At 71.5% G+C, this 13,344-nt stretch carries 13 protein-coding genes; 11 read left to right on the top strand and 2 right to left on the bottom strand.

The features are described 5' to 3' along the window. Positions 1–115: 115 nt before the first annotated feature. The 8 genes from folP to QZZ29_RS10245 are packed head-to-tail and all read left to right on the top strand — an operon-like array spanning position 116 to position 8,089. Positions 116–943: a dihydropteroate synthase gene (gene folP, locus QZZ29_RS10210; RefSeq protein WP_366479436.1), complete on the top strand. Its 828-nt coding sequence runs from the start codon at positions 116–118 to the stop codon at positions 941–943. Between the two features lie 4 nt (positions 944–947). Next, positions 948–1,976, top strand: a complete 1,029-nt coding sequence (gene folK, locus QZZ29_RS10215; RefSeq protein ID WP_291382998.1) for a 2-amino-4-hydroxy-6-hydroxymethyldihydropteridine diphosphokinase — start codon at positions 948–950, stop codon at positions 1,974–1,976. Between the two features lie 30 nt (positions 1,977–2,006). Further along, positions 2,007–2,489, top strand: coding sequence for a DUF3180 domain-containing protein (locus QZZ29_RS10220; RefSeq protein ID WP_291383000.1), 483 nt, complete (start codon positions 2,007–2,009; stop codon positions 2,487–2,489). A gap of 4 nt (positions 2,490–2,493) precedes the next feature. Further along, complete coding sequence (locus QZZ29_RS10225; RefSeq protein WP_291383001.1) at positions 2,494–2,973, top strand: PH domain-containing protein; 480 nt, start codon at positions 2,494–2,496, stop codon at positions 2,971–2,973. Further along, entirely contained in the window at positions 2,970–4,526 is a 1,557-nt protein-coding gene (locus QZZ29_RS10230) for a PH domain-containing protein (RefSeq protein WP_291383003.1), read from the top strand. The genes QZZ29_RS10225 and QZZ29_RS10230 overlap by 4 nt, the downstream gene beginning before the upstream one ends. Further along, the gene (locus QZZ29_RS10235; protein ID WP_291383004.1) at positions 4,510–5,409 is read left to right on the top strand and encodes a DUF2520 domain-containing protein; all 900 of its coding nucleotides are present in this window, start codon (positions 4,510–4,512) and stop codon (positions 5,407–5,409) included. The genes QZZ29_RS10230 and QZZ29_RS10235 overlap by 17 nt, the downstream gene beginning before the upstream one ends. Position 5,410: 1 nt before the next feature. After that, entirely contained in the window at positions 5,411–6,367 is a 957-nt protein-coding gene (panC, locus tag QZZ29_RS10240) for a pantoate--beta-alanine ligase (RefSeq protein WP_291383006.1), read from the top strand. Positions 6,368–6,397: 30 nt separating this feature from the next. Continuing rightward, positions 6,398–8,089 carry an L-aspartate oxidase gene (locus QZZ29_RS10245; protein WP_291383007.1) on the top strand — a complete coding sequence of 564 codons (1,692 nt, stop codon included), beginning with the start codon at positions 6,398–6,400 and terminating at the stop codon, positions 8,087–8,089. A 416-nt stretch (positions 8,090–8,505) separates the two neighbouring features. Here the strand turns inward: QZZ29_RS10245 and QZZ29_RS10250 are convergent, their stop codons facing one another. After that, positions 8,506–10,185 (bottom strand): FAD-dependent oxidoreductase, encoded by a 1,680-nt coding sequence (locus QZZ29_RS10250; RefSeq protein ID WP_291383008.1) that lies wholly within the window; start codon positions 10,183–10,185, stop codon positions 8,506–8,508. A gap of 116 nt (positions 10,186–10,301) precedes the next feature. Between QZZ29_RS10250 and QZZ29_RS10255 the strand changes: the two genes are divergently transcribed. Further along, the gene (locus QZZ29_RS10255) at positions 10,302–10,874 is read left to right on the top strand and encodes a hypothetical protein (protein ID WP_291383010.1); all 573 of its coding nucleotides are present in this window, start codon (positions 10,302–10,304) and stop codon (positions 10,872–10,874) included. Further along, a complete protein-coding gene (locus QZZ29_RS10260; RefSeq protein ID WP_291383012.1) occupies positions 10,871–11,980 on the top strand; it encodes a PrsW family intramembrane metalloprotease in 1,110 nt (369 codons plus the stop codon). The genes QZZ29_RS10255 and QZZ29_RS10260 overlap by 4 nt, the downstream gene beginning before the upstream one ends. Before the next feature lie 9 nt (positions 11,981–11,989). On the opposite strand, the gene QZZ29_RS10265 is transcribed toward QZZ29_RS10260, so the two are convergent. Beyond that, complete coding sequence (locus QZZ29_RS10265; protein WP_291383013.1) at positions 11,990–12,259, bottom strand: metal-sensitive transcriptional regulator; 270 nt, start codon at positions 12,257–12,259, stop codon at positions 11,990–11,992. A 126-nt stretch (positions 12,260–12,385) separates the two neighbouring features. Here QZZ29_RS10265 and nadC point away from each other — a divergent pair, with 126 nt between their 5' ends. Then, positions 12,386–13,288, top strand: coding sequence for a carboxylating nicotinate-nucleotide diphosphorylase (gene nadC, locus QZZ29_RS10270; protein WP_291383014.1), 903 nt, complete (start codon positions 12,386–12,388; stop codon positions 13,286–13,288). The last annotated feature ends 56 nt before the right edge of the window (positions 13,289–13,344 follow it).

Here is a 13,344-nt window from a genome sequence, read left to right on the forward strand (position 1 = left end):
GGAGCGCCCAACACCGGAGCGCCCAACACCGGAGCGCCCACCACCGGAGCGCCCACCACCGGAGCGCCCGACACCGGAGCGCCCGACACCGGAGCGCCCCACGCCCCCGCTGCCGGTGGCCGACCGCACGCTCGTGATGGGCGTGCTCAACGTCACCCCCGATTCGTTCAGCGACGGGGGCCGCTTTCTGGACGCCGATGCCGCGATCGCCCACGGCCTGGCCCTGGCTCGGGACGGCGCCGACATCGTCGACGTGGGCGGGGAATCCACCCGCCCCGGCGCCGAACGCGTGTCGCCGGACGAGGAGGTGGCCCGGGTGCTGCCCGTCGTGACCGCGCTGACCGCGCGCGGCGTGCCCGTGAGCATCGACACGATGCGGGCCGCGACGGCTCGCGCCGCGGTGGAGGCGGGCGCCTGCCTCATCAACGACGTCTCGGGGGGCCTCGCGGACGCGCTCATGCCCGGCGTGGCGGCGAGCGCCGGCGTCGACTTTGTGGCGATGCATTGGCGCGCCCACAGCCCGCACATGGACGATCTTGACCACTACGACGACGTGGTGGCCGAGGTCGCGACGGAGCTCGCCGCCCGCGTCGCCGCCCTGACGGCCGCCGGCGTGGCCCCCGACCGCATCGTGCTGGACCCGGGGCTCGGGTTCTCCAAGGTCATCGACTCGAATTGGCCGCTGCTGGCGCGCGTGGAGGAGTGGTCCGGCGGGCGCCGCGTGCTGGTGGGGGCGTCCCGCAAGCGCTTTCTGGGCGCGGCGATCTCCCGTGGGGGCCATGAGTCTCCGGCGGCGGAGCATCGGGACCATGCCACGACGGCGGTCACCACGCTGGCGGCGGCCAGGGGTGTGTGGGCCGTGCGGGTGCACGATGCCCGCGCCGCGCGCGACGCGATCGCCGTCGTCTCCGCTTGGCAAGACGCCGCAAAGGCGACACGATGAGGCCATGACGTGGATGTCGACTCCCTACCTGCGCTCCGGCGTGGAACTTGACCGACTCGCCGTCGAGGGGATCCGGGTCACCGGTCACCACGGCGTGCTGGACAGCGAGCGGGAGACCGGGCAGCTGTTCAAGGCCGACGTGGTCGCACACGTCTCCACCCGCGCCGCCGCGCTGCGCGACGATCTGAGTAAGACGGTCAACTATTCCGACATTGCGGACCGGGCCGCCGAGGTGCTCGCCGGCGACCCCTCGCAACTCATCGAGACGGTCGCCGAACACGTGGCGCGCGCCGTGCTCGAGATGGACGGCGTGTTCTGCGTGGACGTGCGCATCCACAAGCCGCAGGCGCCGCTGCACGTCGAGTTCAAGGACGTGTCCGTCACCATCCGCAGGGACGTCCGCACCGGCGGGCTGTGGGCGGACAGGCGCATCGGCTCCTCCGCCGGGATGTCCGACGATCCGCTCGCTCTCGACGCGCAGCCACCCGCTCTCGACCGGTTCGACGAGCGTCCCCAGCGGCCCGTGCCCGTCCTGCTCGCCATCGGCGGCAACATCGGCGATGTCGAGCAGACCCTTCGGCAGACCGTCGAGGAGCTGGACCGGTTCATGGGCATTGAGGTTCTTGCGACGTCCGCGCTCGTCGAGTCGGCCCCCGCCGGCGGGCCGCCGCAGCCCGACTACCTGAATGCGGTGGTGCGCATCGAGACCGTGAAGTCGCCGCGCGAACTGCTTGGCGTCTGCCACGGACTCGAGATTGTGCACGACCGCGAACGCATCGAGCCCCACGGCCCACGCACGCTCGACATCGACATCGTCGACTATGACGGGCTCGTGGGACAGGCGGAGGACCTCACGCTCCCGCACCCGCGGGCGCACGAGCGCGCGTTCGTGATGGTGCCGTGGGCGCAGATGGAGCCCGAGGCGGAACTCCCGGAAGTGGGGCGGATCGCCGAGGCGGCTCGCGCGATGGCCGCGTCCGTGACGTTGGTCGCCGATCCCTGGCCGGCGCAGCCGCCGGTCGCCATCGCGTGACGGACGTCGGGCGTTGAGGAGAAGGCAGCTGTGAGGCCACTGCGATGGAAGGTGCTCGCCGCCGCGGTCGCCGTCTCCGCCATGGTGGGTTGGGGCGGTAGCGCGCTCGCGTTGCGCGGTGGCGCGAGCCCCATGCTCGTTCCGTGGACCACGCTGATTGTCGGCGTCGTGCTCGGCGGCGTGGTGCTTGCGGCCGGGTGGGCGGTGCGCCAGGTGCGGCTCGGGCGTCGGCGCATGGATCCGACGAGGGCCGTGCGTACTGCGGTGCTGGGGCAGGCATCGGCGTATGCGGGCGCACTGCTCGCGGGCGTCTACGGCGGTTACGCGCTGACCCTTCTCCCGTATTGGGCGCACGCGCCGCGCCGGGAGGCGGCCATTGCGGCGGGCCTTGCCGCGCTGGGTGGGGCCGTGATGCTGGTGGCCGGCGTGATCGCCGAGCGGTGGTGTCGCATCGGTCCGGACGACGACGATGACGAGGGCAACGATGTGGCCGAGGCCGGGGTGGCACACTAGCCACATGACCTGGTTTAACCCTGACGACGTGGAGTGGACCCCCGCCTCGCGACAACTCATTCCGGCCCGCCTGATCGTGCTTGGTGTCGTGATGCTGCCGCCCGTCGTGGTCACCGTCATTCTTGCCGTGGCCGTGTGGAACGGCTTCTGGTGGTTCACCGCTGGCCTGGTGATCATCGCCGCGTGGTGCGCGTGGATCAGCGTGCGGCTGGTGCTGGCGCACGGCTGGGCGGAACGCGAGGACGACCTGCTGGTCAAGCGCGGGCGCCTGTGGCGTTCCGTCACCGTGGTGCCCTACGGGCGCATGCAGTACGTCGAGGTGGCGTCCGGGCCGCTTGCCAGGGCCTTCGGCATCGCGACCGTGCAGTTGCACACCGCCTCGCCGGGCACCGATGCCTCCCTCAGTGGTGTGCCCGCGGACGACGCTGCCCGGCTGAGGGACCGTCTCACGTCGAGGGGCGAGGCCCGGCTGGCGGGGCTGTGAGCACCCTGGATCACGTCTATTCGGCGCCGCGCGAGTGGACGCGGGTCCACCGCGCGTCGCCGCTGCTGGGTGGCTGGGCGGTGCTCGCGGGTGTCGCCGGCTACTGGTTCTACACCACGCAGCCTGGTCAGGCGGCCGGCGACGGGGCGCGGCAGCTGCACATCTCGATCCTGCTGGTGGCGGCGGCCGCGGTGGCGGGCGCGCTGATCGCCATCGGCTTCGGCTATCTCGGCTGGTATTTCCACACGTTCCGGATCACCGACGAGGCGCTTGAGCAGCGCAGGGGGGTGGTGTTTCGCCAGCAGCGGCAGGCGCGGCTGGACCGGCTGCAGGCCGTCGACGTGGTGCAGCCGCTGATGGGTCGCCTCTTCGGCTTCGCCAAGATCACGGTCGAGGTCGCCGGCGGCGCGAGATCGGGGATCGAGTTGCAGTTTCTCCGCCTTGCCGACGCCGAGGCGCTGCGCAACGAGATTCTCGCCTTGGCCGCGGGGTATCGCGCGGAGGTGGCGGCGGGTCGCGACGGCGCCGAGCCGCCCACGCGGTCCGGGGGACTGCGCGCGGAGCTCGAGCAGTTCAGGCTGGCGCCCGCGCCCGGATCGGCTCGCACTGCGGTGGCCGCGGCCGAGGAGCGGCCCCTGGTCGCCGTGCCCGTGCCCCGGCTGCTGCTGTCAATCCTGCTGTCCGGGGGAACCATCGCCTCGGTGGCGATGGTGCTCATCTTTGTGGGCGGGTCGGTCGTGGTGGCGATCCTGGTGCCGGGGGTCGACATCGTGGGGGCCTTCCTCGGCGGCGGGTTCCTGGGCCTGCTGTCGGGCGCGGCGGGCATGGTGTCGGTCCTGCTCGCCTCGCTCAACCGGGGGGTGAACTTCCGGCTCGGCATCTCGTCGGACGGGGTGCGCATCGCGCACGGCCTGCTCGAGACGCGCAAGCAGACCGTCCCGCCCGGCCGGGTGCAGGCCGTGCACTTCAAGCAGTCGCTGCTGTGGCGGCGGCGCGACTGGTGGGAGATCGTCGTCAACGTCGCGGGCTACCAGGACAATCAGCAGGCGGTGTCGACGCTGCTTCCCGTGGGCACCCGCGAGGACGCGCTCGCCGCGCTGTGGAGCGTGCTGCCGGACCTGGGCGATCCGGACCCCCAAGGCACCGTGTCGCTGGCACTGTCGGGCAGCGGCGCCGATGGCGGATTCGTGACCTCGCCCGCGTCCGCCACGTGGGTGGACCCGCTGCAGCGCCGCTTCCGCGGCGTGCGTGCCACCGAGACGGCCCTGTTCATTCGTCGGGGCTGGCTGGTGAAGGAACTGATCGTGGTGCCGCACGAGCGCACCCAGTCGCTTGCCCTGCGGCAGGGGCCGATCCAGCGCGCGCTCGGACTTGCCGACGTTGCCGTCCACTCGACCAAGGGCGCGGTGAGGCCGGTCGCGCAGCACCTGGCCGTCGCCGACGCGGTGGCCCTGCTCACCTCCCAGGCTCGCAGGGCGCGCGCCCGGCGCAAGGTGCAGACCCCGGAACAGTGGATGGAAAAGGTGGGGTTGCTCGATGACGGCGCCGAGTAACGCGTCCAGGCCGGGACGCCTGAGCGTCGGCGTGATGGGCGCCGGCCGCGTGGGCGCCTCCATCGGCGCTTCCCTTCGCCTCACGGGGCACATGGTCGTCGGCGCCTCCGGCGTCTCCGATGCCTCGGTCACGCGCATCGACACCATGCTCCCCGGCGTGCCCCGCCTCGACGTCCAGGAGGTGGTGCGCCGCGCCGAGCTGGTGTTCCTGGCCGTTCCCGACGACGCGATCACCGAACTCGTCGAGGGTCTTGCCGCGGTGGGCGCGTGGCGTGCCGGTCAGCTCGTGGCGCACTGTTCAGGTCGCCTGGGCCTCGACGCCCTCGCCGCCGCGACCCGTGCGGGCGCGATTCCGCTGGCGATTCACCCCGCCATGACCTTCACGGGAACGTCTCTCGATCTGGACCGCATGGTCGGAGCCACGTTTGCGGTGACCGCGCCCGCCGCGTTTCTGCCGATCGCACAAGCGCTCGTGGTGGAGATGGGCGGCGAGCCGGTGGTGCTGGAAGACGCGGCACGCCCGCTGTATCACGCGGCACTCGTGCACGGCGCGAACCATGTGGTGACCCTCGTGTCACAATCGGCCGCCCTGCTGGCGGCGGCCGGCATCGACGATCCCGGCAGGCTGCTGGGCCCGCTGGTGCACGCCTCCGTGGATGGCGCGGTCGCGGACGCCCCGGGCGCGGTTTCGACGCTCACGGGACCCGTGGTCAGGGGAGACGCCGGTACGGTCGCCGCTCACGTGGCGGCGCTCGCGTCGCGACCCGAGGCGGCCCAGGCGTATCGTGCGATGGCGCGGGCGACGGCCGACATCGCCCTTTCCGGTGGGCGCATCGGCCCCGCGGACTATGCGGCGGTCATCGCCGCCCTAGGAGACAGCTGACATGCTCATCGTTCGCACCGCAGCGGAGCTGGCCGAGATCGAGCCGGCCCGCAAGGGGAAGAGGCGCGGACGCCGCGCGGTCGTGATGACCATGGGCGCGCTGCACGAGGGTCACCTCGCGCTCGTGCGCGCGGCGCGGGAGAGCGCCGACCAGGTGGTCGTCACGGTGTTCGTCAACCCGCTCCAGTTTGACGACGCCGCAGACCTCGAGCGCTACCCCCGCGACCTCGACGCCGATGTCGCCCTGCTCGATCCACTCGGCGTGGATGTCATCTATGCGCCGTCCGTCGAGGACGTGTATCCGGGGGGTCGCCCGATCGTGACCGTGTCGGCAGGGGCCATGAACGACGTGTTCGAGGGCGCGCACCGTCCGGGCCACTTCGACGGGGTGCTGACCGTGGTGCTCAAGTTGATGCAGTTGACCCGGCCCGACGTGGCGTTCTTCGGTCAGAAGGACGCCCAGCAGGTCATCGCCATTCGCACGATGTGTCGCGATCTCAACGTGCCCGTCGAGATCGCGGTGGTGCCGACCGTGCGGGACGAAGACGGGCTGGCGCTGTCGAGCCGCAACCTGCGCCTGTCCGCGGCGCAGCGCGCCGACGCCCTGGTGCTGCCCCGCGCGCTGGCCGAGGCTCAGCAGGTGCTGGACGAGGGCGGGCCGCTGTCGCTCGCGCTGACGGTCATGCGCGCCGCGTTCGCCGAGGTTCCCTCCGTGGTGCCCGACTACATCGGCGCGATGGATCCGGCCTCCGCCCAGCCCGTGCCGGACGACTACCGGGGAGACGTGGTGCTCGCGGTCGCCGCCCGCGTCGGCGACACGCGACTCATCGACAATGTTGCGACCCGCGTGGGACCCCCCGCGACCGAGGACGATGCGTCGGGTGAGGTCCCCGCGACCGAGGACGATGCGTCGGGTGAGGTCCCCGCGACCGAGGCGCCGGACGCCTCGAAGGGCTGAGGGCGCGCGGGGCGGGCCTAGGCTGTGGCCATGACGCGCTTCGTGCAGAAACTGTCGGCGCCCACACCGGGGTGGACCACCAGTGCCGACGTGATCGTGGTCGGCTCCGGCGTGGCCGGACTCACGGCGGCGCTCGAGTTGCGGCGCCAGGTGGACAGCGTGCTGGTGGTGACCAAGGGGCTCCTCAGCTCGGGCAACACGGTGTGGGCGCAAGGCGGCATCGCGGCGGCGCTGCACCCGGAGGACACGCCCGCGGAGCACTTTGACGACACCCTCGAGGCGGGTGCGGGCCTGTGTTCCGAGAGCGCGGTGCGCGCGCTCGTGACCGAGGGCCCGGACCGGGTGCGGAAACTGGTTAGACGCGGCGCGCATTTCGACACCGACCCCAGTGGCGGACTGACACTCACCCGTGAGGGCGGGCATCACCGCGATCGCATCGTGCACGCGGGCGGCGACGCGACGGGTGCGGAGATCTCCCGCGCGCTGGTCGCGCGGCTCGAGGCGGTGCGCGCCGACCCACGCATCGAGGTCATCGAGAACGCCATGGTCGTCGACCTGTTGACGGCCGCTCCGGGAGGCGACGGTCGGCCCGGTCCCGTGTGCGGCGTCACCCTCCACGTCATCGGCCAGGGCACGCGCGACGGCGTGGGCGCGGCGCTGGCCAAGGCCGTCGTGATCGCCACGGGCGGCATCGGCCAGGCCTACCGGTCCTCGACCAACCCGGCGTCGGCCACGGGGGACGGGGTGGCGGCGGGCCTGCGCGCCGGCGCCGCGATCGCGGACATGGAGTTTGTGCAGTTTCACCCCACGGTGCTGTGGCAGGGCGTGGCGGCCCGTGGCCAGCAGCCGCTCATCTCCGAGGCCGTGCGCGGCGAGGGAGCCCACCTGCTGAATGCGGCGGGCGAGCGGTTCATGCTGGGTCGCCACGAGTTGGCGGAGCTGGCGCCGCGGGACGTGGTGTCGCGCAACATCGTGCGGATGATGGAGGAGGAGGGTTCGGACAACGTCTTCCTCGACTGCCGCCACCTGGGTGGGGACTTCCTGCGCGGGCGCTTCCCCACGATCTGGGAGCGCTTGGCGGAGTTCGACATCGACATGGCGACGGACCTGATTCCCGTGGCGCCCGCGCAGCACTTTCACTCGGGCGGCATCCTCACGGAGCTCAACGGGCGCTCGACGGTGCGCGGACTGTATGCGGTGGGGGAGGCCGCGTGCTCGGGAGTGCACGGCGCGAACCGGTTGGCGTCGAACTCCTTGCTGGAGGGGCTCGTGTTCGCGACGCGCGCGGCGGCCGACGCTGCGGGCCTGGTGGCAGACGGCACGCTCACCGGCGCGGATCCCGTGGAACGCACGGGTCCCACATCGTTGGTGCCCGCCACGATGCGTCCCAGGATTCAGTCGGTGACGCACCGCGGCGCGGGGCCGTTCCGTGATGCCGCCGGGCTGCGGCGCGCCGCCGACATCCTCGCGGCGACGCGCGTCAAGTTCCACACCACCAACGGCACCACCGTGATGCCCCAAGCAGCGGAGTGGGAGACCACCAACGTGCTGGGCGCGGCGTCGGTGATCGCCGAGGCGGCGCTCGCGCGCCAGGAGAGCCGGGGCGGCCACCAGCGCACCGACTTCCCGGACACGTCCGATGCGTGGCGCGTGCGGCTCGCGGCGACGCTCGACCCGGACGGCCAACTGGAGCTCATGCGGGTGCCGCTCGAGCTCGGATAGATGCGGCATCGGCCCCGCTACCCGGACGGCCAACTGGAGCTCATGCGGGTGCCGCTCGAGCTCGGATAGATGCGGCATCGGCCCCGCTACCCGGACGGCCAACTGGAGCTCATGCGGGTGCCGCTCGAGTTCGGATAGGTGCGGCATCGGCCCCGCTACCCGCCCGCCCAACGCTGCGAACCAATCTCGCGGCGACACGCCGAGTGAGGCGCGAGCGCGGGCGTCGACTGGCCGGGGTGTCGCGCGTTTGGGTGGTTCGTACCGTCCGTGACCGCGCTTCCGAACCGGGGCTCGCGGGGCCAATGGGCGGGTGGGGTTGCGCCTCGGTGGACAGGACATCGGCAAGGGAACCTGTGGTTCCCCCGCCGACGGAGATCCCCACGATCTCTATCGCGACGGCCGTGGGCCGCCACGCCCTATGCGTGTACGAGCGGGGTGGCTGGCCCGTACGCCAATTCCAAGTCCGGCAGCGACGTCTGCATCGTGAGCATGCCGCCGTCAAAGTTCGCGGAGTCGAAGCCGGACTGCGCGAGCACCCGGTGCGCGAGGTAGGAGCGGAACCCCGACGCGCAGTGCACGCGCACGGGGCGGCCGTCCGCCAACTCACGGATGCGCTGCAGGTTGGCCCGGATCTCGTCGTGCGGAATGTGCACGGCCTCGGGCAGGTGTCCGCGTTCCACCTCGCCGGCGGAGCGCACGTCCAGGATGAGCGCATTCTCGCGAGCCCACTGAACGTCCCGTGCGTGCCACAGCGTCAGGTTGCCGGACACGTAGTTCTGCATCATGAACCCAAGCATGTTGACCGGGTCCTTCGCGGAACCAAAGGGCGGCGCGTAGGCGAGCTCAAGCTCGGCGAGGTCGTCGGCGCCAAAGCCGGCGCGCAGCGCGGTCGCGAGCACGTCGATGCGCTTGTCGACTCCGTCGCGGCCCACGCCCTGGGCGCCCAGCAGCGTGCCGTCCGGCGCGAACGTCGCCATCAGGTGCAACTGCTGTGAGCCGGGGTAGTAGCCCGCGTGGTTGAGGTGGTGGGTGTGGTGGACCACGTACTCCATGCCCGCCTGGTCGAGCATGCGGGGGCTCGCGCCCGTGACGGCCGCCGTCAGCCCGAAGACACGGACGATCGCGGTGCCGAGCACCGGCTTCGCATCCTTGGCCACGCCGTAGATCGACTCGGCGGCGCGGCGGCCCTGACGGTTGGCCGGGCCGGCGAGCGGCACGGGTGCGACCACACCGGTGACGCCGTGGCGGACCGCAATCGCGTCGCCGACGGCCCAGATGTGCGGGTCGGCGGTGCGCTGCTGCGAGTCCACGATGATGGCGCCGCGGTCGTCGACCTCGAGGCCGGCGGCGGACGCGAGCTGCGAGTTCGGGCGCACGCCCACGGAGACCACCACGAGGTCCACGGTCGCGGCAGCGCCGTTGGTCAGGGTGACGGTCACGCCACGCTCGGCAGGCTCGATCGCGGACGCGCCAGCGCCGGTGATGACGTCGACACCGTTGGCGGTGAGCTCCAACTCGACGAGGCGCGCAAGTTCGGGCGCCAGCGGGGGCAACACCTGGGGAGCGAGTTCGATGAGCGCGACGTCGAGGCCGCGCTCGCGGAGCGCCTCGGCCGTCTCAAGGCCGATGAAGCCGGCCCCGAGCACGACGGCGCTGCGCGCATCGGACACTCGTTCGGCCAAGGCGATCGCGTCGTCGACCGTGCGCAGGTGGGTGACCTGGGGAAGGTCGACTCCGGGGATTGGGGGCATGAAGGCGTTCGCGCCGGGCGACAGCACCAGGGCGTCGTACGCCACCGTCTGCTGGCCGTTCGGGCCCACGACCGTCACGGTCTGGGCGATGCGGTCGATGCCGGTGACCTCCGTGTTGACGCGCACGTCGAGGCCGAGGGAGGATCGCAGCGTCTCGGGCGTGTGCAGCAGCAGCGACTCCTGGGCGGGGATCTCGCCGCCGACGTGATACGGCAGTCCGCAGTTGGCGAAGGACACGTAGGGGCCCTTTTCGAACACGATGATCTCGGCGTTCTCGTCGAGGCGACGGGCGCGGGCGGCGGCGGACATTCCTCCGGCGACTCCGCCCACAATGACGATGCGCATGGGTACTCCTTGGGTTGGCGATGCCGGGCTAAGTGGGGTGCCATCGGCGACTTCTCCCACGATAACATATACCCCCAGGGGTATAATTCCCGAGGGTCCCACGTTAGTCTCTGACTGTGACCCAGTTCCAGCGTGCCTCGTGGCTCGCAGTCCTGATAGTGACCTTGGTCGCGTTTGGCCTGGTGGTGCCACGACTTCCCGCGTGGGGAGACGAAACGGTAGCACTTGTCGCCGACACCGAGGTGGCAATGGCGACGGCCTCGGTGGTCATTCCCGCTGGTTGGGACCTGGATATCGCCGCTTCGTCGCAGCGGAGGCCGGTGGCATCGCGCGGCGCCGTGGAGGTCAGCACCACCGACGCCGTGTGGCTGGGAGATACCGCGGCCCTGCTCGCCAACGTCTCGCGCCTGCTCTTCGACGGGGAGGCCGTGATTCCGGACGTCGCCTCCCAGGCCGACGCCCCCGCAGGCGACGCATCGTCGCGCGACGTGTGGCAGCTGACCCCCGCCGCGGCCGCGAGCCCCCATGCCCCGGTCCGGGTCGACGTGATCCGCGAAGGTCAGGGCGTGGTGCTGGTGACGGCGCGCGGCCCCGCCAGCGACGTCACGGCCGCGTCCGACGCCATCGACGCGATCTCCGATTCCGTGCAACTCGACCTGTCCACGCTCGATCTTGAAGTCCGCGGATGAGGGAACTCACGCGCGCACGCTTCGCGCTGGGATGGTGGGCCCCGCGCCGCGCCGGCTGGTGGGTGCTGATCGCGGCGTCGGCCGTGGGCGCCGTCTGGGTGTGGCAGGGGCTCGTGCCCGGCTGGCGAGACTTCCCCCAGGTGGGGCCCACGGCGCTCGTCCTCACGGTGCCGCTCGTCGTCGCGTGGTGGTGGCTGCTCCGGATCCCGCAACTGTGGGCGCGCATCGCCTCATCGGGGGCAATCGCGGCCATCGCGTGGGGGGCGCTGGTGGCCGCCGGCGTGTATGCGCTGCCCTCCAACGCCGCGCTCATCACCGTGATCGGCCAGCGCACGAGCATCGACTTCGCTCAGGCGTGGGGACCCGCGCTGATCGCGCCCCTGACCGAGGAGACCGGCAAGGCGATGGGCATCGGCGTGGTGCTGCTCGCCGTCGGGCAACGGCTCCGTACGCCCATGGACGCGGCCCTGTTGGGGGCCTTCGCCGGCCTCGGCTTCACGCTCACCGAGGACGTGCTCTATGCCTTCAACATCGCGTACGTGAACCTGGGGGAGAACCAGTTCGTGTCGACCGCGCTGATCTACCTGCTGCGCGCGGTCGTGTTCGGCTCCGTCTCGCACGTCGCCTTCTCCGCCTTCGTCGGCGCGGGGCTCGGATTCCTCCTCGTGGGAAGATCCCGCGGGAGGGTGCGGCTCGGCGTGGCGCTCATCGCCCTCGGCCCCGTGCTCCACGGGCTGTGGAACTCGCCGTGGCTCGCGCCGCTGTGGTTGCGCGTCGTGTACCTGGTCGCGGTGCCGCTGATCGTGTGGTGGGTGTTGCACGTGGTGAGGCGCAGCGAATACGTGTGGTTCAGGGCGGTGTTGTCGACGCCTGGGGCACTCGGCGCCACTCCGCCCGCCTATCTCGATGCCGTCCGGCCCACGTGGTGGCAACGTCGCGCCTACAGGGCCTCCGTCGCGAGGGCCTACGGTCGGGCCGCGATCGCCTCCCAGCGTGCCGTGGAGGCGGAACTCAGCGATCTCGCCGACGCCATTGACGTGGGGGACGGTGCGGCCGCCGCCGCGTTGAGAACGCGGCTGGAAGCCCGGCTGGTGCCCGGGGTGTAAGTCGCCGTCCTAGGCCAGCGACATGAACATCCGTTCGAGGCGCTGGCGCGCCTCGGTTTCGTCCTCGTCAGAACGGATGCACTGCTGCAGGCCGGCCGCAATCATGGTGAAGCCCGCGCGGTCGATGGCCTTCGACACGGCGGCCAGCTGCGTCACCACGTCGCCGCAGTCGCGGTTCTCCTCGATCATGTTGAGCACACCGGCCAACTGACCCTGGGCCCGACGCAGGCGCTTGATCACCGGGTCAAGGTCTTCGGGGTCCAAATGAACAGCGGACATGACGCCTCCCTTTCGGCGGGTGCGGATACACCACGTCCTCGCAAAGGATACCCCCGCCCGTACCCTGAGCGAAAGGACCTCGGCCCCGGAACCGTCTGGGCGTCCCGGGCGCGCCACAATGGGACCATGATGCCCGAGAACCTTCCGCAAGACCGCGAACTCGACCGCGCGTGGCTGTCGGCCACGGTGGCGGCGGCGCTCGACGAGGACCTGGGCGGCACGCCCGGCCGCGACGTGACGACGCAGGCGACCATCTCGTCGTCGGTGGCCGTGGTGGGCGACGTCGTGTTCCGCGACGACGGCGTGCTTGCGGGCATCGACGTCGTCGACGAGGTGATGTCCCAGGTGGCGCAGCGGCTCGGCCTCGCCACGCCGACCGTCGAGCTCCTGGCCGCCGACGGCGATCTGATCGCCGCAGGATCCACCGTCGCGCGCATTGCAGGCGCGGGTCACGCGGTGCTGATCGGCGAGCGGACTGCGCTCAACCTGATGTCGCGCGCGTCGGGCGTGGCTACCCACACGCGCCGGTGGGTGGACGCGCTCGCGGGAACGGGCGCCCGCGTGCTCGACACCCGCAAGACCACTCCGTTGTTGCGAGAACTCGACAAGTACGCGGTCAGGTGCGGTGGGGGTGTCAACAAGCGGTGTGGACTGTACGACTGCGCCATGGTGAAGGACAACCACATCGTGGCCGCTGGCTCGGTGACGGCGGCGGTGGACGCGATCCGCGCGGCCTTCCCGGACGTGCCCATCCAGGTGGAGGTCGAAACGGAGGCCCAGGCGCTCGAGGCGCTCGACGCGGGCGTCGCGTTTCTGATGCTCGACAACATGTCGCCCGCCCAGATGCGACGCCTGGTCACCCGCCTCCGCGGCCTTGAGGGGCGGTATGGGGGCATCCAACTCGAGGCGACGGGGGGTCTCACGTTGGACAACGCCGCGGCGGTCGCGGCCACGGGGGTCGACTTCATGTCCGTGGGGGCGCTCACCCACAGTTCGCCGATTCTGGACATCGCCCTCGACCTTCGCTGACTCTGCTGGGCCCCGCTCACCTCGGCCCCCGCTCACCTCGGCCCCCGCTCACCTCG

Source organism: Demequina sp., from assembly GCF_016278765.1.
GTDB lineage: Bacteria > Actinomycetota > Actinomycetes > Actinomycetales > Demequinaceae > Demequina.

Excerpts from the sequence above, each read along its gene's own strand:
- folK (WP_291382998.1), top strand. The coding sequence starts at position 948 with ATGACGTGGATGTCGACTCCCTACCTGCGCTCCGGCGTGGAACTTGAC.
- QZZ29_RS10225 (WP_291383001.1), top strand. The coding sequence starts at position 2,494 with ATGACCTGGTTTAACCCTGACGACGTGGAGTGGACCCCCGCCTCGCGA.
- QZZ29_RS10235 (WP_291383004.1), top strand. The coding sequence starts at position 4,510 with ATGACGGCGCCGAGTAACGCGTCCAGGCCGGGACGCCTGAGCGTCGGC.
- panC (WP_291383006.1), top strand. The coding sequence starts at position 5,411 with ATGCTCATCGTTCGCACCGCAGCGGAGCTGGCCGAGATCGAGCCGGCC.
- QZZ29_RS10245 (WP_291383007.1), top strand. The coding sequence starts at position 6,398 with ATGACGCGCTTCGTGCAGAAACTGTCGGCGCCCACACCGGGGTGGACC.
- QZZ29_RS10250 (WP_291383008.1), bottom strand. The coding sequence starts at position 10,185 with ATGCGCATCGTCATTGTGGGCGGAGTCGCCGGAGGAATGTCCGCCGCC.
- QZZ29_RS10260 (WP_291383012.1), top strand. The coding sequence starts at position 10,871 with ATGAGGGAACTCACGCGCGCACGCTTCGCGCTGGGATGGTGGGCCCCG.
- QZZ29_RS10265 (WP_291383013.1), bottom strand. The coding sequence starts at position 12,259 with ATGTCCGCTGTTCATTTGGACCCCGAAGACCTTGACCCGGTGATCAAG.
- nadC (WP_291383014.1), top strand. The coding sequence starts at position 12,386 with ATGATGCCCGAGAACCTTCCGCAAGACCGCGAACTCGACCGCGCGTGG.